This window comes from Actinomyces sp. HMSC065F11 (assembly GCF_001813085.1).
GTDB lineage: Bacteria > Actinomycetota > Actinomycetes > Actinomycetales > Actinomycetaceae > Gleimia > Gleimia europaea.
Window position 1 is genome coordinate 139,639 of sequence record NZ_KV811462.1, and the last position, 21,384, is coordinate 161,022.

The 21,384-nt window shown below is 55.2% G+C and carries 18 protein-coding genes; 7 read left to right on the forward strand and 11 right to left on the reverse strand.

Features of this window, described 5'->3' with window-relative positions:
- Positions 1–6: 6 nt before the first annotated feature.
- The 8 genes from HMPREF2891_RS00820 to iolB form a co-directional block, all read right to left on the reverse strand.
- On the reverse strand, positions 7–954 hold the full coding sequence (locus tag HMPREF2891_RS00820) for a glycoside hydrolase family 68 protein (RefSeq protein ID WP_070663517.1): 948 nt from the start codon (positions 952–954) through the stop codon (positions 7–9).
- Between the two features lie 2 nt (positions 955–956).
- Entirely contained in the window at positions 957–1,868 is a 912-nt protein-coding gene (locus HMPREF2891_RS00825; protein WP_070663518.1) for a carbohydrate ABC transporter permease, read from the reverse strand.
- 4 nt (positions 1,869–1,872) lie between these two features.
- Entirely contained in the window at positions 1,873–2,805 is a 933-nt protein-coding gene (locus HMPREF2891_RS00830) for a carbohydrate ABC transporter permease (RefSeq protein WP_083309385.1), read from the reverse strand.
- 119 nt (positions 2,806–2,924) lie between these two features.
- Positions 2,925–4,208 carry a sugar ABC transporter substrate-binding protein gene (locus tag HMPREF2891_RS00835; protein ID WP_070663519.1) on the reverse strand — a complete coding sequence of 428 codons (1,284 nt, stop codon included), beginning with the start codon at positions 4,206–4,208 and terminating at the stop codon, positions 2,925–2,927.
- A 35-nt stretch (positions 4,209–4,243) separates the two neighbouring features.
- Positions 4,244–5,257 (reverse strand): LacI family DNA-binding transcriptional regulator, encoded by a 1,014-nt coding sequence (locus tag HMPREF2891_RS00840; RefSeq protein ID WP_070663520.1) that lies wholly within the window; start codon positions 5,255–5,257, stop codon positions 4,244–4,246.
- A gap of 198 nt (positions 5,258–5,455) precedes the next feature.
- Complete coding sequence (locus tag HMPREF2891_RS00845) at positions 5,456–6,949, reverse strand: CoA-acylating methylmalonate-semialdehyde dehydrogenase (protein WP_070663521.1); 1,494 nt, start codon at positions 6,947–6,949, stop codon at positions 5,456–5,458.
- A gap of 191 nt (positions 6,950–7,140) precedes the next feature.
- Entirely contained in the window at positions 7,141–9,051 is a 1,911-nt protein-coding gene (iolD, locus tag HMPREF2891_RS00850; RefSeq protein WP_070663522.1) for a 3D-(3,5/4)-trihydroxycyclohexane-1,2-dione acylhydrolase (decyclizing), read from the reverse strand.
- Between the two features lie 18 nt (positions 9,052–9,069).
- Positions 9,070–9,963: a 5-deoxy-glucuronate isomerase gene (iolB, locus tag HMPREF2891_RS00855; RefSeq protein ID WP_070663523.1), complete on the reverse strand. Its 894-nt coding sequence runs from the start codon at positions 9,961–9,963 to the stop codon at positions 9,070–9,072.
- 394 nt (positions 9,964–10,357) lie between these two features.
- On the opposite strand from iolB, the gene HMPREF2891_RS00860 reads away from it, so the two are divergent.
- The 7 genes from HMPREF2891_RS00860 to iolE all read left to right on the forward strand — a co-directional run bounded on the left by HMPREF2891_RS00860 (position 10,358) and on the right by iolE (position 17,937).
- Positions 10,358–11,467, forward strand: a complete 1,110-nt coding sequence (locus HMPREF2891_RS00860; RefSeq protein WP_070663524.1) for a transaldolase family protein — start codon at positions 10,358–10,360, stop codon at positions 11,465–11,467.
- A 31-nt stretch (positions 11,468–11,498) separates the two neighbouring features.
- Positions 11,499–12,494 (forward strand): inositol 2-dehydrogenase, encoded by a 996-nt coding sequence (gene iolG, locus HMPREF2891_RS00865; protein ID WP_070663525.1) that lies wholly within the window; start codon positions 11,499–11,501, stop codon positions 12,492–12,494.
- A gap of 295 nt (positions 12,495–12,789) precedes the next feature.
- The gene (locus tag HMPREF2891_RS00870) at positions 12,790–13,017 is read left to right on the forward strand and encodes a hypothetical protein (protein ID WP_070663526.1); all 228 of its coding nucleotides are present in this window, start codon (positions 12,790–12,792) and stop codon (positions 13,015–13,017) included.
- A gap of 87 nt (positions 13,018–13,104) precedes the next feature.
- Entirely contained in the window at positions 13,105–13,839 is a 735-nt protein-coding gene (locus HMPREF2891_RS00875) for a sulfite exporter TauE/SafE family protein (protein ID WP_070663527.1), read from the forward strand.
- A gap of 150 nt (positions 13,840–13,989) precedes the next feature.
- Positions 13,990–15,186 (forward strand): Gfo/Idh/MocA family protein, encoded by a 1,197-nt coding sequence (locus HMPREF2891_RS00880; RefSeq protein WP_070663528.1) that lies wholly within the window; start codon positions 13,990–13,992, stop codon positions 15,184–15,186.
- A gap of 74 nt (positions 15,187–15,260) precedes the next feature.
- Entirely contained in the window at positions 15,261–16,919 is a 1,659-nt protein-coding gene (locus HMPREF2891_RS00885) for an MFS transporter (RefSeq protein ID WP_070663529.1), read from the forward strand.
- A 91-nt stretch (positions 16,920–17,010) separates the two neighbouring features.
- Complete coding sequence (iolE, locus tag HMPREF2891_RS00890) at positions 17,011–17,937, forward strand: myo-inosose-2 dehydratase (protein ID WP_070663530.1); 927 nt, start codon at positions 17,011–17,013, stop codon at positions 17,935–17,937.
- Positions 17,938–18,169: 232 nt separating this feature from the next.
- On the opposite strand, the gene HMPREF2891_RS00895 is transcribed toward iolE, so the two are convergent.
- Genes HMPREF2891_RS00895 through iolC form a run of 3 tightly spaced genes read right to left on the reverse strand, consistent with a single transcriptional unit; the run spans position 18,170 to position 21,226 of the window.
- Positions 18,170–19,312, reverse strand: coding sequence for a zinc-binding dehydrogenase (locus tag HMPREF2891_RS00895; protein WP_070663531.1), 1,143 nt, complete (start codon positions 19,310–19,312; stop codon positions 18,170–18,172).
- Between the two features lie 31 nt (positions 19,313–19,343).
- Positions 19,344–20,231 carry a Cgl0159 family (beta/alpha)8-fold protein gene (locus tag HMPREF2891_RS00900; RefSeq protein WP_070663532.1) on the reverse strand — a complete coding sequence of 296 codons (888 nt, stop codon included), beginning with the start codon at positions 20,229–20,231 and terminating at the stop codon, positions 19,344–19,346.
- A 2-nt stretch (positions 20,232–20,233) separates the two neighbouring features.
- On the reverse strand, positions 20,234–21,226 hold the full coding sequence (gene iolC / locus HMPREF2891_RS00905; RefSeq protein ID WP_070663533.1) for a 5-dehydro-2-deoxygluconokinase: 993 nt from the start codon (positions 21,224–21,226) through the stop codon (positions 20,234–20,236).
- Positions 21,227–21,384: the final 158 nt, after the last annotated feature.

Here is a 21,384-nt window from a genome sequence, read left to right on the forward strand (position 1 = left end):
AGCTTTCTATTCGTTCAAGTTCAGTAGTTCGAACTCGTCGAGGCTCCAATCGAGCGGATCGGGAATCGTGCCGGTGAAAGTGGCATCGTCACCGGAGTGGAAGCCGGTGATCTTCCATTTGCCCTCTACATCTTCGAAGATCTGGTAGGCGTAGATATCTGTCTTCTTGAGATACATAGCTCGCGAGAAGTCGAATGAGCCAAGCGGTCCGTCACCCGGTACGATCCAGGTGAAACCGGCGGCCGGCGGGTTTTGACGCATGGGCGTGCACGAGAATACAAGCCAGTTTTTCCCGTCGATGAGGCGCGTTTGAGCGCATTCCATTTCTTCGAAACGGCTGTGGTGAGCGATGGGAGGGTGGGCCTCCCACGTTTCAAGGTCGGCGGAGGTGAGGTGACCAATGGCACCCACTTGTTGCTCACCTTTTTCTCGCGCAAGCGTTGCGGTGACAATCATGTGCCACGTGCCGTCTTCTTGGAATACAAACGGATCTCGCCAAGCTACGTCGCCGTCGGTGGATTCTTGGGTTTCATACCAGGGTGCAACGGCTTGCAGGGGCGGGTTCTTTGGATCGTGGAAGGAGCGCTTGCGCATGAACGTAACGCCGTCCTCAGAGTCGGCCCAGCCGATTCGTTGAACGAGCTTGCCGCCATCGCCTTGTGAAATCGCGGTGTAGAACAGGCGGATTCCTCCGTTGGGAAGGTGAATGGCGCTACCTGTCCAGATTGCGCGATCGTCGAAGTCGGGTGTTTTACGCGGCGCCACAGCTACGGGAAGTACCTCCCAGTGGTTGCCATTGTCTTTCGAAACGGCATGTCCGATGGCTGCATTGACGTGTCGAAGCGACGGGTTGCCCAAGCTTTTTGGTGCGTGAAGGTAGAACAGGTCAAGTTGGTCTTCGGATCTTAGAATCCAGTGATCCCAAACCCAGTGGTTTTCAAGTGCTAAAGACATGCTTATCCCTTAACTCCCGATGATGATAGTGAGGTTACAAAAGAGCGCTGGAACATTACGAAAAGGATGATCATTGGCAGCGTGATTAGGGTTGCGTACGCCATGATTTCGCCCCAGGCTGGGTTTAGTTGGAAGAAGTACTGCATGCCCACTGAGACCGGGCGCAGGTTTTCCTTCTGAACTGCCATGAGTGGCCAAAGATACGAGTTCCATGCTGGCAACATTGTAATGATTGCGACGGTGGCAAAGGTTGAGCGACTCATGGGTACGATGATTTTGCGGTAAATCGTGAACCATCCTGCTCCGTCTACGCGGGCAGCTTCGTCAAAGTCCTTCGGTATGGACTTAAATTGTTGGACAAACAGGAAGATGGCAAGCGCATTGGCGATGAATGGCAGGATCTGCACCTGGTATGTGTTCAACAATCCTTGTCTGATAAGGAAGCCGTCGCCAGCCCACGTGACTAGAGGAAGTTTGCTTACCCAGTAGATGAGAGGAACCGCGATGGTCTCGAAGGGGACCATGAGCGTGGCCAGAACGATTGAAAGAACAACCTGGTAGCCCTTGAAACGAATACGCGCAATGGCGAATGCAATTAGCGAGTTTACGAATAGCCCGAATACGACGATCGCAACGGTTACCAGTACCGAGTTGAAGAAGAAGCGGAACGCTGGCACGCGGTTATTGACGTTCGCGTAGTTGTCGAACGTTAGGTCGCCAACCGGGAAGAACGCTCGCCAGGACGTCAGGTCTGCAAAGATCTGCTGGTCGCTCGCTTTTAGCGAGGAGGAAACCATGAATAGTAGCGGGAAGACTGCGATTGCGGCTGCAAGGACTAGCAGAATGTAGATCAGCGTAGTGTTTAGCCTGCGCTTGTTAGATGCCCGCATGGTGTCTTTGTGTTTTGTTGACATTGCATTAGTCCTTATCGCGCGTAGCAAAGCGTTGAATAGCGGTAATAACGAGGACGAGCAGGAAGAAGATCAATGAAATCGCTGATCCGTATCCCATGTCCTGCTCTCGGTATCCCTTGCGAACCGCGTGGTAGACGATGGTTGATGTAGCGTCTTGCGGGCCGCCGTGAGTAATGACGTCAATCTGTACGAACAGGCCGAGCGCCGCGATGGTGATCGTGACCAGGATGAAGATCATGGTGTTTCGAAGGCCGGGCCAGGTAACGTAACGGAATTGTTGCCATCCGGAGGCTCCGTCAAGCTTGGCAGCCTCATACAGCGAGGGGTCTATCAGCTGGAGACCGGATAGCCAGATCATCATGTGGAGGCCTACAGCTTGCCAGACGGACAAGATGATGATTGCCGGCATAGCGGTCGATGGGTTTGTGAGCCACGCAGCCATTGGCCAGAGGCCGCCGGTGAGCGTTGAAAGCACGGAGTTGAAAAGCCCGTATTCCTGGTAGAAGAAGCTCCAGAGGATCGAGACCACAACCATCGAAGTCACAACCGGCATGAAGATCATCGTACGGAATGCTGTGACACCCTTGACCTTTTGATTGATGAGGATTGCAAGGGCAAGTGCAATACCGGATTGTACTGGTACCACTACGAGTGCGAATAGCAGCGTGTTGAGCAGCGAGCGCACAAATGTCGGGTCTGAGGTGAAGGCTCGCGTGAAGTTCCTGATTCCCACAAAGGATGGAGGAGTGGGGGAGATCAGGCGAGCATTCGTGAATGACAGGCCAAACGTGATGAAGATCGGGATGACGAGGAATAGTAGAAGAAGTATTAGGGCCGGTGACGAAAATAGCCAGCCTACTAGCGTGTTGTGGCGCTTTGTCCGTTGACGTTCTTTAACGCGCGGTGAGGTTACAGGCGCGGCCTCGAGTGCTTGCATTTTGAACTTCCAAGGTGTGGAGGAGCTGTGATGAAGTGCGATCGGTGTTGAGTCGCGAAGAAGCGCGGAAGAAATGGGGGGGGGCGGCGCCGCGTGATGCCGCGCCGCCCCGCTAAGGTTTACGGCTGTTTGTAGCCGTTGTTTGCGGTGATGTCGGCGTCGATATCCTTGGCTGCCTGGTCTAGGGTGGCCTTGACGTCTGCGCCACTCATGATGTCGCGGGTTGCCTTATCGAATACGGAGGAGATAACTGCGTATCCAGGGGTGGCAGGGCGTAGGAGAGCGAACTTCTTGGAGATATCGAAGAGGGGTTCGAGAGCGCCGCCTTCCTTGTAGTTTTCAGTGTTGGGAAGGGCGGATGCGCGAGCCGGGAAGTTGCCGGTCGCGTTGGAGTACTTCACGAGGTAATCATCGGACATGATCATGTCGATGAATTCGTTGGCACCAGCCTGGTTGCCACATGCGCTGGAGATGCCCCACTGCCAGGAGCCGCCGCCAACGTGTGCTCCTGCACCAAAGTCGACCGGAGGAAGAATCAGGATTTCATCCTTGCCAAACTGTTGCTGCGCTTCAAGCACGCGCCATCCACCTGCGTAGACCAATGGAACCTTGCCCTGCATGAAGTCAGATCCGCCCTCGGTTGGGGTCTTTGAAGCCCAGCCATTGGTGAATACTGACTGGAACCATTCGCCAAACTTGAGGGCTTCGGGGCCGTTGATGATGCCTTCAGCGGTACTGAAGTCGTTTCGGTCGATGAGGTCGCCACCGAAGGACTGCAACATTGGAGCGTATGCATAGGGCCACCACTCTGCCTTGTCCCATACGGACATGTCGATCGCGTAGTCAAAGTTCGAGTCGGTCTTTAGCTCTTCGAGTGCTGCGTTGAACTCTTCTAGCGTCCACGGCTTGTCGGCGTCCGGGATGCGAATGTTGTGCTCTTCGAGTACCGAGCGGCGTGCCAGGAATGCGAGCGAGGTGTCGTATGGGCCAACCGAGTACAGCTGGTCGTTGTAGATGCCCTTGGGGGAGTCGAGTAGGCCCGAGGTGGTTTCTTCGGACAGCTGGAGCGGGCTTAGGTATCCAGACCAGGCCCAGTTAGGCATGATCGGGCCGTCGAGGTCCAGGATGCAGGGTAGATCTCCGGAAGAGGCGGCGGACACGATCGAATCGTTGTAGGACGCTTGCGGGAATGCGGTTAGTTCAATCTGTGAGTCCGGGTGGCTTGAGTTGAAATCGTCAACGGCTTCTTGGACGACGGCGAGTTCTTCTGGGTTTCCTCCGTTGTGGGTCCACAGAGTGATAGCGGAATCGGATCCGCCGCCTTGCTGTGACGAGCAGCCAGCGAGTGCTAGCGTTGCGATCATTGCGGTGGCGGTGATCGCTGATGCCTTGCGAATAGACATGTGTGTTCCTTTCGTTTTCGTCTTCGGTGACGAAGCTAAATGTGTTGTGTTGAATCTCGTTTGATTAGGGGACAGTTGAATTTGATGAGTCGCTCTGCAGGTTCTTTGAACGACTCATCGGACATTTTCACGAGGGAGTCGATAACCCAGGTAGCCATTTCTTCGTGTGGAAGTTGAACGGTGGTTAGCTGGGGGGCTAGGTTTTTGGCGATGGGGAGAAAGTTGTCGAATCCCACTACGGAAAGGTCTTCGGGTATACGGAGATTTAGACGCCTTGCCACGCGATATACGCCGGCGGCCGTTTCGTCGTTGTAGCAGAAGATGGCGCTGGGACGGTCAGGCATTGACAGCATCTTCTCTGCTACTTCATCAACTTCGCGCGTTCCGGTAACAACGTGTGCGATGTAATTGTCGTTTACAGTGATCCCAGCATTTTCCAGGGTTGTTCTATAACCTTTCAGGCGTAGTGGACCCGCGTCCTTCGACGGGCGATCGTTGATGAAGCCGATTTTCTTGTGCCCCAGATCGAGTAGGTGTTGAACAGCGACGGATGCGCCTTGGACCTCATTTGGCACTACTGCTATGGCGTCTTCGTTTGCTGCGTAACCGTCAAGGACGATTATGTGTTCTGGGTGGCTCTGAGGAAGTTCGATCGCGTGATGGTGCATGGATGCGTAGGCGATTGCAGAGACTTGGTGGGACATAAAGTTTGCGAACACGTCCTGCGTGGTTTTAGGATCGCCGCCGGTTTCGGAGATGAGGAGCATGTAGCCCAGTTCGTTCGCTCGGCGATTTGCAGCCGCAACCATGGCGTATGCGTAGGGAGTAGAGGCGACGACGTCGGAGACGAACCCAAGGGTCTTGGTTTTCTTTTTCCGTAGGCTGGCAGCGAGGGAATTGCCCACATAGTTCAGCTCTTTGGCGGCGTCCAGGATGGTCTCTGTGCGCTTTTGGGAAACACGTCCTTGGTGTTGTCCAGAGAGCACAAGTGAGACTGACGCTGTAGATACGCCCGCCTTCTTGGCAACGTCTGCAATCGTGATAGCCATGGGGTCAACTCCGTCGTTAATCCATTAACTAGTTAAACAATTAACCATCACTGTAGTGAGGCGTTCTGCGCATGTCAATACTCAATTTTAAGATTGTTGTGTGAAGACATAGAAAACTGCCCTCGTCACCTTACCGGTGGCGAGGGCAGTGTCAGTATTCGGTTATCTCAGTTTTCTCGAGATTCGCGAGGGGGCGTTTTAGCTTTCGCGCTGGAAAGACATGGTTGCTTCGTAGGTCTGTTCAGACGGCCAGCGCGAGGTGATTGCCTTTGCCCTGGTGTAGAACTTCACGCCTTCTGGGCCGTGGATGTGCATGTCGCCAAGTAGGGACTGCTTCCAGCCGCCAAACGAGTAGTAGGCCACCGGGGTTGGGATCGGCACGTTGATACCAACCATGCCGGCCTCCACGTCCAGGCTGAAGCGGCGTGCAACGCCGCCGTCGTTCGTGAAGATTGCGGAACCGTTGCCGAACTCTACAGCGTTTACGATCTTGATGGCTTCGTCATACGTGTCTGCATGCACGATTACAAGAACGGGGCCAAAGATTTCTTCGTAGTATGCCGGCGAGTCCAACGGAACGTCGTCGAGGATGGTTGGGGCGAGGAAGTGGCCGTTCTCGTAGCCCTCAACAACTAGCTTGCGGCCGTCTAGCACGACCTTAGCGCCGCGCTCTTCCGCGTCGTCAATGAGGCCGGTGATGCGTTTCTTAGCCTTTGCGGAGATGACCGGGCCCATCTCGACGCCTTCGCCCATGCCTTCGCCAACGTGGATCTTCTCGGCATGCTTCTTTACGAGGTCGGCGAGCTTTTCGCCGATCCCGCCAACTGCTACAACTACCGGCAGCGCCATGCAGCGTTCGCCGGCGGCTCCGAAAGCAGCTGCAGAGATGTGCTGTGCAGCAAAATCTAGGTCTGCGTCCGGCATGACAATGGCGTGGTTGTTTGCCCCGCCAAGTGCCTGAACACGCTTACCGTGCTTCGTGGCCGTGTCCTGCACGATGTGTGCAACCGGCGTTGAACCAACAAACGACACGGCGTCAATACCGGGGTGTTCCAAAATGTTCGTCACCAGTGAGCGGTCGCCAGACAGCACCTGGAATACGCCGTCAGGAAGGCCAGCTTCCTTGTACAGCTCCGCAGTAAGTAGCGCGGCGGAGGGGGTGGCCGAGGACGGCTTCAAAATGAATGCGTTACCGGTGGCAATCGCCAGCGGGTGCATCCACATGGGAACCATCGCCGGGAAATTGAACGGACAAATGCCGGCAACAACGCCAACGGGCTGCCTGATGCTGTGAATGTCCACGCCGGTGGAGATGTCAAAGGAGTACTCGCCCTTGAGGGCGACGTTGATAGAGGTAGCAAAATCGAGGGTTTCGCGTCCGCGCTGAATCTCGCCGATTGCATCCGAGTAGTTCTTGCCGTGCTCTGCAACGATCAGGCGAGCCATCTCATCTTGGTGGTCGAGCACCAGTTGGCGCATGCGGAACATGATTGCAGTGCGCTTGGACAGCGGTACTTTAGCCCACTCTTTTTGTGCCTTCTTGGCGATTTCTACGGCGTGGTCAAGGTCATCTCCGGATGCCTCCAGAAGGGTGCCTTCAACTTCACCCGTCGCTGGGTTTTCAACGTCAAGCGTGGCAATAGGGTTGCCTTCGTAGTACTTTCCGTCGACCCAATGCTTAATAGTTTTCATCTGCGAACCTCTTTGTGCACTATTTGAAAAGCGGGAAGGTGATCCCGTCAGCGGTTACATTCTACAACCATATACGGTATTTGTCATGACAAAGATATTGTTTGGCTGTTTGTGCGCGTGAAAACACGAATCGGGTGGGATACGCCGAGAAGAAAATGGCGTGATCCACCCGATCCGGGTTCTATTGGCTGCTATTTAGCTGGCTTGGTGTACTGGCGCTGAGGCTCCTGGTCGCGCAGGTATTCCTCATACGCTTTTTGTGTGGATTCGATGCGAGATACCTGCGATACGGGGACGTCCCACCAAGAGCTGGAAGGCGGGTTTGGTCCGTAAAGGTCGGTCTCGATGTGAATCATGGTGGTCCGCTCAGCCTTCTCGGCTACGCGGTACGCTTCCTTGAACTCCTCGATGGTGCGCACCTCGATCACGTCAATGCCCCAAGAACGGGCATTTGCTGCTAGGTCCACGTCCAGTTTGCGGCCGTCCTCAGTGTGGCTGGCGCCGCCGCCCGCACGGTAGCGGGTGCCAAATCTTTGCGAACCGCGTGATTCGGACAGCGCGCCAATGGAGGCGAAGCCGTAGTTTTGCAATAGTACGAAGATGACTTTGATGCCTTCTTGCGCGATCGTGGCAAGTTCCATGGGAAGCATCTGGTAGGTGCCGTCACCAACGATCGAAACTACCTGCGAATCAGGTAGTGCCATCTTCACGCCGAGGGCAGCAGGAATCTCGTAGCCCATGGTAGAGAACGCGTATTCCACGTGGTACTGCACGGGTGTGCGAGCACGCCACATGGCCTGTAGGTCGCCGGGCATTGATCCGGCTGCGTTGATCACTACGTCGTTGTCGCCCATCATTTCGTTTAGGGCACCAAACACCTCTACCTGGGATGGTAGTGGGGCGTGGCCAAGGTTGGTCAAATGGTCAACTACCTTGTCCCATGCGGCTTTTTCCGTGGCGATTTCCTCAGCGTAATCGGCCTCCACGTGGAAGTCGCTAAGTTTTTGTGTGAGGGCAGACAGTGCCTCGCGCGCATCGGCAATAACCATTTCACCGCTGTTCTTAACGGCATCGAATGCCTTGACGTTGATGTTTAGGAACCTCACATCGGGGTTCTTGAACTGGGTGCGTGAGGCGGTGGTGAAGTCTGAGTAGCGTGTTCCTATACCGATCACGAGGTCGGCCTTGTCAGCCAAGTGGTTTGCGGCGTCGCAACCGGTGGAGCCAACTCCGCCCACGGACTGCGGGTGGTCAAAGTTGATTGCACCTTTACCGGCCTGCGTGTCAGATACGGGAATGCCAGTGACTTTGGCGAACTCGCGCAGTTCTTCGCTGGCGTGGGAGTATATGACGCCGCCACCTGCAACCAGGAGGGGGCGCTTGGCGCTGCGAATCATCTGTGCCGCGCGTTCAAGCGAGGCCTCGTCAGCTGGCGAACGACGAATGTGCCAGACGCGCTTTTCAAACATCTCGACGGGGAAGTCGTACGCTTCTGCCTGCACGTCCTGGGGCATTGCGAGTGCCACTGCGCCCGTGTCGGCCGGGTCGGTTAGCGTGCGCATGGCTTGCATGAGGGAGGGGAACAGCTGTTCGGGCCTGTTAATACGGTCAAAAAAGGTGCAAACCGGACGGAATGCGTCGTTGACCGAGGTATCCAACGTTTGCGGGTTTTCGACCTGCTGTAGTACCGGGTCAGGCGTCCTGGTTGCGAACTGGTCCGAGGGGAATAGAAGAACGGGCAGGCGGTTGGTGGTGGCCAGCGCTGCGCCGGTAACCATGTTCAAAGAGCCGGGGCCAATGGAGGCGGTACACATCATCGCCTGCATGCGCTCAGATGCCTTCGCGTAGGCAGCGGCGGCATTGACTTGCCCCTGCTCGTTGCGCGGCATGTAGTAGGGCATTTCGCCGCCGTCTGGTTCGGGGTCAATTTCGTTTTGGAGCAGTGCTTGGCCAATGCCGGCCACATTGCCGTGTCCGAAAATGCCGAAGGCTCCGGTTATGAAACGTTGTTCGACTCCGTCGCGTTCACTGTATTGGTTGATCAGAAAACGGATGGTGGCTTGTGCGACCGTGAGTCGAATCGTTTGGACTTGGTGGGTCATGGTGCGTTCTTTCTGTTATTACTCAGAGTCGGAGGGGTTCATTGGGGTCATCGGCAGGCGCGGGTCAACCTCTTGGGTTTCCCAGGTTTGACGCACCCACGTGTGGTGGGGGTCGTCGGTCATTAGCCACACAGAGTCTTCTGCCGGCCCTGCCATTACGTTTAGGTAGTAGAGGTCGTAACCGGGTGCTGCGATCGAAGGGCCGTGGTATCCGTACGGCATTACTATGATGTCACGGTCGCGAACTTCGGTGCAGACATCAATGTCGTGTCCGGGGGAGGGGTAGATCCTCTGAATGGCAAAGCCTTCGCGGTCCCCGTCTCCGCGGCGAATCTCGTAGTAGTAGATCTCTTCAAGCTCCCGCTCGACTTCGTTGTGTTCGTCGTGCTTGTGCGGAGGGTAGGAAGACCAGTTGCCACCGGGGGTTAGAACTTCGCATGCAAGTAGGTGCGAGGTTTCAACCGTGTTGCCAAGTGCGTAGTTGTTGACCTGCCGGGAGGAGGGGCCAGCGCCACGAAGGCCGGTGCCAACTTCTTCGCGGGGGCAGTAGCGAGGCGAGAGGTCTTTGGTGGCTTGGGCACCAGGCAGGGCGATGCGGGCATGTCCGGATGCGGTGATCGTGATGTCCTGGTTTCGCGGAATGTAGGCGTAGTCCGTGATGTCGGTAAACACGGATTCGCGTCCCTTGATCTCGTATTCTTCGTTCTCTACTTTGACTGTGCATCCGCCCGATAGTGGAAGCACGAGGTATTCGGTCTCGTCGCCTTCAACGGTGATGGTTTCGCTGTCGGGAAGATTTAGCACGCGCAGCGAGGACCATTCCCAGCCAGCCCGCTTAGGATCCAGGTCGGTTTCGTACGAGCCGTGCGATGTTGAGCCGGCGCGAACAATGTATTTGCTGTTGTCCGTCATTGGTACTCCTTGGGATTCACGATTGGTTCCACTCTTTAAAGCTTATGGGGCGCAGAAGCTAACGTCTTCGTCGCTCGCGCTAAGAAAGCACTTGTTTGCAATTGTCGGTCTTTTTGTTTCGCGCGTCAAGTATTGTCAAGACAATATTAGAAAATGGGTTGTGTTGCGTGGTGGCGGACGCGAGTTTTGCTCAATTTGCTCTTGCGTGCGGGGCTTTGTGGATATGTGTGCGAAGCTTTGTTGGCATAGCCGACTGTTTAGTTAGCTGTGGTGCGGGTTTTTAGGAGGCTGTTATCTCTGAAATAGTTAAGAAAGAGGATTCTTTGTCGTTACAAACGCTTGACATGTGTTCTGATTTGGAGTTCACTTAGGGCTATGGAAAGTTGGATGTCCAATGGCGGACATCCCCAAGATTCTCACAGGAGGAACTGTGGCTGATTTTACCCCCGGGCCTTTGCTTACGGCGACTAAGAAATTCCCAACGGTGCTCTGGAACGATTCGTCGGATCTTGAAGAGCTTCGCCAGTCGATTTCGTTTGGCGGTGTTGGAGCTACCTGTAACCCGGTGATTGCTTACACCACGATCTCTAAGCACCCTGAGATTTGGGACGATCGTATTAAGGCGATTGCAGACGCAAATCCGACGTGGGGCGAGTCCGAGATCGGCTGGCGCGCAGTTAAGGACATGTCTGTTGAAGCAGCCAAGCTTCTGGAACCAGCATTTGAGGAGCACAAGGGGCGCAACGGACGTCTTTCAGTTCAGACTGATCCGCGTTTCCACCGCGATGCTAAGGCCCTGGCTGACCAGGCTGAAGAGTTCCATAACCTTGCGCCAAATATTGTGGTCAAGATTCCTGCAACCAAGGTTGGTCTTGAGGCAATTGAAGAGGCCACGTACCGCGGCGTATCGATGAACGTAACTGTTTCGTTCACTGTTGCTCAGTGCGTTAAAGCAGGGGAGGCTATCGAGCGCGGTCTGAAGCGTCGTGAGGCTGAAGGCCATGACGTTTCGCAGATGGGCCCGGTCGTTACCCTTATGGTTGGCCGTCTGGATGACTGGTTGAAGCACGTTGTTGCTCGCGATCGTATCTTTATCGATCCATCTGCTCTTGAGTGGGCTGGTATCGCGGCGATGAAGAAGGTTTACAAGATCTTCCAGGAGCGCGGTTTCCGTGCCCGTCCGCTGGTTGCGGCATTCAGGAATGTGTTGCAATGGAGCGAGTTCCAGGGGGCTGACATGGTTGTTTCACCGCCGTTTAAGTGGCAGGAAATCATTAACGCTTCCGACTACGAGCCGGTTTCTCGCATCGATGTTCCAGTTGATGAGTACTACCTCGAGCAGCTTCGCTTGATCCCCGAGTTCCACCGCGCTTATGACGAGGATGGCATGACGGTAGAGGAGTTCGAAGACTTCGGCGCTACTCGAAAGACTCTTCGCCAGTTCCTGCAGGCAGATGCTGACCTTGACGCTCTAGTTCGAGACATCATCGTTCCGGCTCCGTAACTCCTTATTCCCGTCGCTCAAGAGGTTAAATATGCTTCGAATTGGAATTATTGGCGCGGGCCGCATTGGCCGCGTACACGCCCGCTCTGTTGCGGCTCACCCGCAGGCTAAGCTCACTTTGATTGCCGATCCCATGTTGGATTCTGCTAAAGAGGTCGCGCAGGCGTACGGGGCGGAAGCCACGAGTGAAGCTAATGATGTTTTCGCGTCTGACAATGTTGATGCAATCATCATTTGCTCGCCAACTCCGCTGCATGGCGATCACATTGTTGCCGCTGCGGCTGCTGGTAAGCCGGCTTTGTGTGAGAAGCCGCTGGCTATGGATAGTGAATCTGTTGCCCAGATTAGCGAGCGTCTAGAAGCCCAGGGCACGCCCAATCCACAGGTGATGCTGGGATTCAACCGTCGTTTTGACCCGTCGTTCAGTGCGATTCATGAGGCGGTAGAGGCGGGCGAGATTGGTCAGCTTGAACAGCTGACGATCATCTCTCGTGATCCGGCTGCTCCGCCAAAGGAATACATTGCGGTTTCGGGCGGAATCTTTAAGGACATGACGATCCATGATTTCGACATGGTCCGCCACTTCCTGGGCGACATCAAGACGGTTACTGCGGTGGGGCAAAACCTTGACCCCGAGCTTGCGGATACCGGCGATTTTGATGGCGTTGTAGTAACTCTTCAGAACGAAGCGGGCCGCTCCGCTGCGATTACGAACTCGCGCCACTGTGCTTCCGGCTATGACCAGAGGCTTGAGGCGTTCGGATCTGAAGGCGCGCTCTTCGCCGAGAATATTCGTCCCACCACGGTTCGTCGCTCTAACAAGCAAGTGACGGATGCTCAGGACCCGTATTTGGACTTCTTCTTGGAGCGCTACGAGGCCGCGTATGCGCGTGAGCTCAGTGCGTTCATTGACGCCATCACCGATGGGCGGGTCCCGTCCCCAGGAATTGAGGATGGCGCGCAGGCTCTACGTCTGGCTGAAGCCGCCGAAAAAGCAGCGAAGGAAGGCGTAGTAGTCCAGCTTTAGCTGTTAGTTTCAACACTTTGCGTGCCGGATATAGCATTATTATCCGGCACGCAAAGTCGTTGTTGAGATGTGATTATGCGCGTCTTTATGCACGAAACCGCGTGCAACTTGCGTGTGAGTAAATGTGAACGCTAATGCTCGGACCCATATCTTTGTCTTTACAAACTATGGGGTTCTTAGTAGTCTGTAAGCGTCGATCACAAGGGTGGTCGATGCCGGCGCAAGCCGAGCACATAGCCGTGCGGGACCTTTTCCCAAACGGTTCCGCACAAGGAACCGTAAAGGAAGATCTACATTGGGTACTTACGCGCTTACTGTCGCTGCTCCGCACGCGATTAACGTAGAAGCTCGTCCTCTGTTCAAGTTGGTTCTCGCAGTTTTTGCTGCGATTGTCGCTTCCATGGTGATTGTCGGTATTGCGACTGATCTAACCGCACTGGTCATTTTCGCAGGATTCCTAACCGTATTTGGAGCTATTGCCGGCGTTTTTGTTGAGCTGCATCTACAGCTGAATCGCAGGTAAGCTTCTGGTTAGGCTGTAAAACGACCGCCAACTAGCAAGCGCCGGTCCCAATGGGGGGAACGGTGCTTTTTTATTTGTGAGGGCAAGATGGCTGGGTTCACAACAGGTGCGCTAATCGTATTGGGGTTGTGTGCATTTATAGTGGGCATATCTAAAACGGCACTGCCGGGTGCTGCCACGCTCGCGGTTGCTCTGCTGGCGGCAGTGATGCCTGCTCTCCAATCCACGGGCGTTATGTTGCTGATGTTGCTCGTGGGTGACGTGATCGCGATAGTTATGTATCGCAAGAAAGCTCATTGGCCAACTTTGGCGCGCCTCGTGCCGGGAGTTCTGGTAGGACTCGCTGTGGGCGCGTTGTTCCTATATGTGGCTTCTGATCGCGTTATTCGCGTGAGTATTGGTCTGGTTCTCCTCGCTCTAATTGCCGTGACAACTTTTCTTTTAAAGAAGAATGAACGCCTGAACGTAGAAGGACCTTGGGCAAGGGCATTTTTCGGTTCTCTTGCGGGTGCTACAACAATGGCTGCGAATGCGGGCGGTCCCGTGACAACGATGTATTTTTTGGCGGCAAAGTTCCCGGTTAAGACTTTTTTGGGTACTACGGCCTGGTTCTACTTTTTGGTTAACGTAGCAAAGCTCCCGTTTGCCGTGGCTTTGGGCAGTGTGAGTGGAGAATCTTTGCGGGTGGCCGCTCCGTTTTTGCCTCTAGTATTGCTGGGTGCTTTGTTGGGCAGGGTTTTGGCTGCGCACATGTCGCAGGAAGTTTTTGAGCCTGTGGTTACCGGTTTGACGGTGGTTTCGGCCGCGTATTTGTTGATTTAGCCCGCGTTGATTGGCAGTTTTCTTCCTCTTTTCTGGTTTAGGGTCTTGACCGCATCGCACCCCCCTGATAGATTTGTCAGTACAAAGTTTCAAAAGGTGTTGCCAAAGATGGTGACGCGAGAAACGGACGAGGATGTTCGGAGGAAACGAATGACTACCAAGAAGACTATTGGCGTTGGAGTTATCTCCCTGGGCTGGATGGGGCGCCTCCATGCGCGTAGCTACAAGGCAGTGAGCGAGCATTTTCCTGAACTTGGAGTTCAGGTGAAGCTAGTTGCCGCTGCGGATCCGGTTGAGGAAGCTCAGCGGGCAGCTGTTGAAGATCTGGGGTTTGAGCGCGCTTACGGTGATTACCGTGAGCTGCTTGCAGATCCGGATGTTGATGTGGTTTCGATCTGTTCCCCAAACTTCTTGCATGAAGAGATCGCACTCGCAGCAGTGGAGGCAGGCAAGCCGTTCTGGATTGAAAAGCCGATGGGCGTGAGTGCCCAGCAGGCCAAGGCCGTCGCGCAGGCAGCCACCAAGGCGAATTTGCCCACTGCAGTTGGCTTCAACTATCGCCATACTCCAGCGATTGAATATATGCGTCACCTTGTGCGTAGCGGCGAGCTTGGCAGGGTAACAAACGCGCGTGTTTGGTTTATTGCCGATTACAACTCATCGCCGATGGGGCCGCTCACGTGGCGCGCTTCGCGTGAAAAGGCCGGTGCGGGTGTGGTTCCTGATCTGATGAGCCATGGCGCAGATTTAGCGCAGTACATTATTGGTCGCATTAGTTCGGTTTCTGCTCTGACGGACACGTTCATTAAGGAACGCCCGATTCCGACGAAGATGGGCTTTGGCCACTCGGGTTTTGAGGTCGGAGATGAGATGGGCCCGGTGGAGAATGAAGACTATGTGGCTTTGCTTGCCCGTTTTGATAACGGCGTGGTCGCCACAATGGAATCGTCACGAGTTAGCGTTGGCCCTCGTGCCGAATATGTCGTTGAAGTTTATGGCACTAAGGGTTCGGCACGCTGGAATTTTGAGCGTCTTAACGAACTGGAGGTCTGCCTGGGCGTAGACAATGGCGCTACGCATGGCTACACGCGCGCTATGGCGGGCCCGCAGTGGGATAACTGGAGTCGTTTCCAGCCGGCTATCGGCACGTCTATGGGCTTTGACGACATGAAGTGCGTTGAGGCCGCACAGTTCTTGAAGTCAGTTCTCACGGGAGAACAGCACGCTCCATCAGCTGCGGATGCTTGGTGCGCCGCAGAAGTTGATGAAGCTATCGTCGCTTCGGCTGCGGATGGTCAGTGGCATGACGTTCCAGTGGTTGAAGGCAAAACCACTTTTGATTTGTAAACGGCACGTAGCTGCCGAATTGTCACTTCAGTACAGTTACACCCTCAGTGTTGAGGATTAGGAAAGGAAGTCGCATGAGCGAGGATGCTCGTGAAATCCCGATGCAAGGGATAACCCGCGACGAGTTGGCGAAGGCTGTTAAAGATACCCCTCCTTCGGGTAAACACCGCGGCATTTTTGCGATTGCTGCTGTAGCTACGCTCGGTTCGTTGCTGTTTGGTTATGATACTGGCGTCATTTCTGGTGCGTTGCCCTACATGCACATGCCGTTTGGCGCAGATGGCCTGCAGCTAACCGCATTCCAGGAGGGCGCTATTGGTGGCACTCTTTTGGTTGGTGCTGCCCTGGGCGCTCTGATTGGATCCAGGCTTTCGGACCGTTACGGGCGCCGGCATAACATTACTCTTTTGGCTATTTTGTTCCTGTTTGGAGCTCTCGGAACTGCTTTTGCTCCAAACGTGTGGGTGATGTATCCGTTCCGTTTGGTTCTGGGCTTCGCAGTTGGTGGCGCTTCGGCAACGGTTCCGGTCTACTTGGCTGAAACGGCGCCAAAGAGGATTCGCGGTTCTATTGTTGCTATTGACCAGCTGATGATTGTTACCGGTCAGCTACTGGCTTTCACGATGAACGCGGTTATCAACGCTATGCACGGTGGCCCGCAGCTGAACATTGAGAGTGATCCGTCAGGCAATCTCAATCCGGGGGTTTACTCTTACGACACGATTTCCGCGTTCCAGGCCACTAAGGGCGGCTCAATGAGCGCTGACCAGTACCACGCGTTCCTCGACCAGCTTGTGGTTTCGGCCGGTAACGGTGCGGCGTGGCGCTACATGCTTCTTCTGTGCTCGATCCCGGCTATTGCGCTTTGGATTGGTATTCGCCTAATGCCGGAATCTTCGCGCTGGTACGTATCTAAGATGCGCATGTATGACGCTATTGCTTCGCTGAAGCGTATCCGTGACCCGGAGCGTGATGGTTCCCTTGAAGATGAGCTGATGGAAATGATCGAGGCTCGTCAGCATGAGGCTGAGGTTGAACAGTCGAAGAAGGGATTGAAGTACGTATTCTCGGTGCCCTGGCTGCGAAAGCTCATGCTGGTAGGTATTTTCCTTGCGATTGTGAACCAAACTACGGGTGTTAATACCGTTATGTACTACGCGCCTAAGGTCCTCGAATATGCGGGTATGTCCACTTCTGCTTCGATTACAGCGCAGGTTGCTAATGGTGTTATGAGTGTGATCGGTTCCGCACTGGGTATCTGGCTCATCATGAAGTTTAGGCGCCGCCAAATCCTGATTGCGGACGTGATCGGCGTGGGCATTTGTCTACTTGCCATCGCGGGCATATTCCAGTTCGCTATCGCTCCCCACATGGCTAATGGCACAACGCCGCCAAGCTGGGCTGCGTTCCTGATTCTTGGCCTCATGGGCTTGTTCATGCTGATTGTGCAGTCTTCAAACGGCACGGTGGTTTGGACGATGATGGGCGAGCTGTTCCCCGCAGACGTGCGTGGCGTCATGAACGGTACTGCAATCTTCTGCATGTGGATTACTAACGCAATCATTACCTGGACGTTCCCGCCAATGATGGAATCGCTGGGTGGTGGACGCACATACGCACTGTACGGTGCCCTCAACTTGGTGATTGCGGTTATCTTGTTCAAGGTTATGCCGGAAACCTCTGGCCGTTCCCTTGAGCAGATTGAGCGCGACATGGAAGAGCGCTACTCCTAAACCAGATGGGGAGGGAGGTCAGCCTCCCTCCCCATCAAATTCTTGTCTTAGACTTTCAAAACGGTCCTTTTACTTTCTCGAAGGAGGCAATATGTCTTTCAAACTTGATCCAAAAACTGCAATTTCTGATCCGAATGGCATCATGTGGGGGATGCACCCTATTACGTGGCGTAATGATGACATACCTGAGGTTGGCGCGTACAACACGCTTGAGGACATGCTGCTTGACCTCGCTGATGTGGGGTTTCGTGGCACTGAGTGTGCGGGCTTCTTCCCAGCTAAGGAGGTCGTGAAGGAGCGCGCCGAGGCGCGCGGCATCAAGATTGTGGCGCAGTGGTTCTCTTCGTTCATTGTTCGTGATGGCGTAGAGGCAGTGATTCCGGAGTTCCGTGAGAAGTGCAAATACCTGCAGTACTTGGGTGCTACCCGGATTGTGGTGTCTGAGCAGACCGGTTCGGTGCAGGGTGTGCGGGACGTTTGCATCTTCACAAACAAGCCGGTGCTGAACGACGAGGAATGGGTAAAGCTGGCGGAGGGGCTGAACGTGCTTGGCGATATTGCGCACGAGTATGGTCTTGAGCTTGTCTACCACCACCACCTGGGCACGGTTGTGCAGACGAAGGAAGAGACGATTCGCCTGATGGATATGACTGATCCGGCAAAGGTCAGTCTTTTGTTTGACACCGGCCACGCATTCGTGGGTGATGGCGATGTAATGGGACTGCTGGAAGCCGTGATTGACCGCGTGCGTCACGTGCATTTCAAGGACGTTCGTGAGGAGAAGTTGCAGGAGTCGCGCGAGCAGAATCGCTCGTTCCTGGACTCGTTCCTAAACGGTATGTTCACTGTTCCTGGTGACGGCATGATTGATTTCACGCAGCCGTACCGTTTCCTTGTAGATCACGGTTACAAGGAGTGGATCTTGGTTGAAGCGGAGCAGGATCCAGCGGTTGCAAACCCGCATGAGTATGCGCTTAAAGCTCGTGACTACGTTGAGAAGATTCTCTTCAATGCGTAGATGCTAATGCTTTCGAAAGTGCTCGCACACTGTCGAAAGTATCCGGCCCTGTAGTGGGCTTTATAGGGGCTTGTGGAGGTCCGACCATCCTCCACAAGCCCCTCTTTTTGTGTGGTTTGAAACTAGTTCGTTGATCTCCTGGGAGATGGAGTCGAGGTACAGAAAAGCTCCCCGGAGCTGGGCTTATGTGGCCCACCCACGAGGAGCGAATCTGTGATTAGGCGTGGAGAAGCTAGAGGCTCATGTCTACAACTGCGCGGCCTTGGATCTTCTGGTCGCGCAGCGCCTTGTAACCTTCGTCAGCTTGTTCAAGTGAGAAGTGCTTAGAGACGATCTCCTTGTAGTTAATGACGCCTTCAGAGGCCAGATCGACCACTGCGGGTAGGTCTTGGCGGGTGCGTGCACCGTAGGAGCCGAGGATGGATTGGGAGCGGCGTACCGTGCGGTTAATCTCCACTCCTGCAGTCTGCACGCCAGCACCCAAGCCGATGGGTACCATGCGGCCGCCGTCTGCAAGGACGTCGAGTGCGGTGGTCCAGGTTGCGGGAATGCCAAGAGCTTCGAATGATACGTCAACGCCCTTGCCGCCGGTAAGACGTAGCACTTCTTCGCGTGCATCGGTCTTGGTGGAGTTGATCGTTGCGGTAGCTCCGTAACCCTTCATAGGCGCTAGCTTTTCGTCGGATACGTCGATTGCGATTACTTGCTTTGCGCCGAATGCGCTGGCGATTTGCACGATGTTAGTGCCAACGCCGCCAACGGCCACAACCGCTACGGTTTCGCCGTAGTGGAGGTCTGCGCCACGTCGGACTGCGCCGTAGCCGGTAAGGGCTGCACAGCCCAGGATGGAGGCGGGGACGAGGTCGATGTTGTCTGGCGTGGGGGCTACTGCGGTTGCGGGAACAACTGCGTATTCTGCCAGGCCGCCCATGGAGTACATGTAGACGGGCTCGCCTTCGAGGGTGGACAGGCGGGTTTCGCCGTCGTAGAGCACACCTTTCAAACGGTTCAGTTCAAAGAATGGCGCGCAAAGTTCGTCGCGTCCAGAGGAACACGCCTCGCATTGGCCACACGGCATTAGGAATCCGCCGGCAATGTTTTGTCCGACTTTTAGGCCGGTGTGCTCAACGCCGGGGCCAAGTTCAACGATGGTGCCGGCGATTTCGTGGCCGAGTACTGCGGGGAGGGGGAAGGCGATTGCGCCTCCGATCACGTGCAGGTCAGAGTGGCACATGCCGCAGGCCGCAACTTTCACCAGAACTTCGCCGGCGCGCGGGCGCGGGGTACGGATGGTTTCTACCTGTAGGCCAACTTCGGTGTCGCGTAGTACCGCGGCACGCATGGTTTCGGGAATTTGTGGGGTTTGGGTTGTCATGTTGATACCTCTCGTGGAAAAGCGGGTGCTTTTAAATGGTGTTGTTCAAGATTTGCACGGTGGCGTCGACGGCTGCCGCGACGTCGTCGTCGGGTGGGAATAGTAGGGAGCGGCCAATGACTAGTCCCTTAACGTTTGGAAGTTCTAGGGCTTTGCCCCAGCCTTCCATTGCGGCCTCAGCATCTTTTCGTACCTCGCCGCCCAGGATGAGGGCGGGAAGGGTGGATGCTTCCATGACCCGTTCCATGTCTTCAACCACGGGTAGTTTGAGCCACGTGTAGGCGCTGGTGGAGGCAAGGCCAGAAGCGATTGCCATCGATTTGATAACGGCTTCGGGACTGAGGCCATTTACGATACGCCCATTTTTGCGTTCGGAAATGAAGGGCTCAACCATGGCCATAACTTTTTGCTCGGCAAGTTGTTCAACGGCCCGAGCGCAGTTTTCTAGGGTCTGCACGCTTCCGGCGTCTTCGTAGTTGATACGCAGTAGCATTTTGCCGCCGTCAAGGCCGGCAGAGGCGATGCCGTGCGGGGTGTAGCCGGTGAAGCGGTCATCCATTTCGAATGTTGCTCCGGCTAGGCCGCCTCGGTTCATGGAGCCGTAGACGAGCTTATTGTCCAGGGCGCCTAGCAGCGCGAGGTCTTCGATCAGGTCTGCGGTGCCAAGGAAGCCGTCCACGCCGGGCCGCGTTAGTGCTTCAACGCAGCGGCGTAGTAGTTCTTCGCGAGATCCCATAGCCATGGGATTGCCACCGGCTGCGAGGGCTCCTCGGGCCGCGTGGTCGCACGCGATGATCATTAGCGGCTTGTCGCCGTTTGGCTGTTGTCCGCGAGGCCTATCGGTAAGGGCGCTTTGGACGCGCTCGGGCTCATTCACGCGGATGTTGGTGATGGTGTCGATTAGGGGAGTCTTTGACATGATTAGAAGTCTTCTAGCTCTGGGACGATGTTGTTCTTGTGCATTCTCATGGTGGCTAGTAGCTCCGGCTCGGTTGGCATTGCCGTGGAGCATTCGAGGCGCGAAGCAACGATAGCGCCGGCTGTGGAAGCGGCGTAAATGGTCTTCTTGAGCGACCATCCCGATAGCAGACCGTGGCAAACCGCGCCACCGAAGGCGTCGCCGGCGCCGAGGCCATTGAATGTGTGAGTGGGGGTGACGGGCATTTCGATGCGCTCATCCCGGGTCTTTGCAAGCGTGCCGTAGGGGCCTTGTTTGACGATGGCGAGTTCTACGCCGGCATCGAGTAGGGCGTCCGCTGCGCGGTCAGGCTCGGTTTCGCCAACTGCGATGCGACATTCTTCCTTGTTGCCAATTGCGATGGTCACCTTAGAGAGGGCTTCGCTTACGTGCTGATGTGCTTCTTCTTCAGATTCCCAGAAGTCTGCTCGGTAGTCGAGGTCGATGATGGTTGGGCCGCTCTTATGGCGGGCGTTGAGCGCCGCGTGGTGCGCATCGCGTGAGGGCTGTTTGGAGAGGCCGGTTGCGGTGATCCAGAAGATTTTTGCGTCTCGCACGGTGTCGGTGGGAATGTCTTGAAGAGTGAGTTCAAGGTCAGGCGCGGATGGCTCACGGTAGAAGTAGAGCGGAAAGTCATCCGGCGGGAAGATCTCGCAGAACGTGACGGGGGTGTTGAAAGCAGACTTTGTCACGACATAGTTGTCGTAGACGCCCAGGCGACGCATCTCGGTGCATACGAAGCGTCCAAACGGGTCGTTGCCAACGCCGGTGATAACTGCGGAGCGGTGGCGGTAACGCGCGGCAGCTACTGCGACGTTGGTTGGGCTACCGCCGAGGAATTTGCCGAAGGTTTCAACTGCTTCTAGGCCAACTCCGGTTTGTAAGGGGTACACGTCAATGCCGCAACGCCCTATTGTTAGTACGTCTAGCGCGGGGATTGAATTTGTGGGCGCCAATGTTTTCTCCTAAGCCAGAAAAGAGCAATTCTGTTTGTGAACTTCGATGTTCTTTTGTTAGCTCTTGCTTATAACGATAGTCCATGAGCGTGACAAACATCAAGTGTTTGTCATGACAAAGATTGCTTGTGTTTTAATGTTCGTGTTACCGGCCCGTT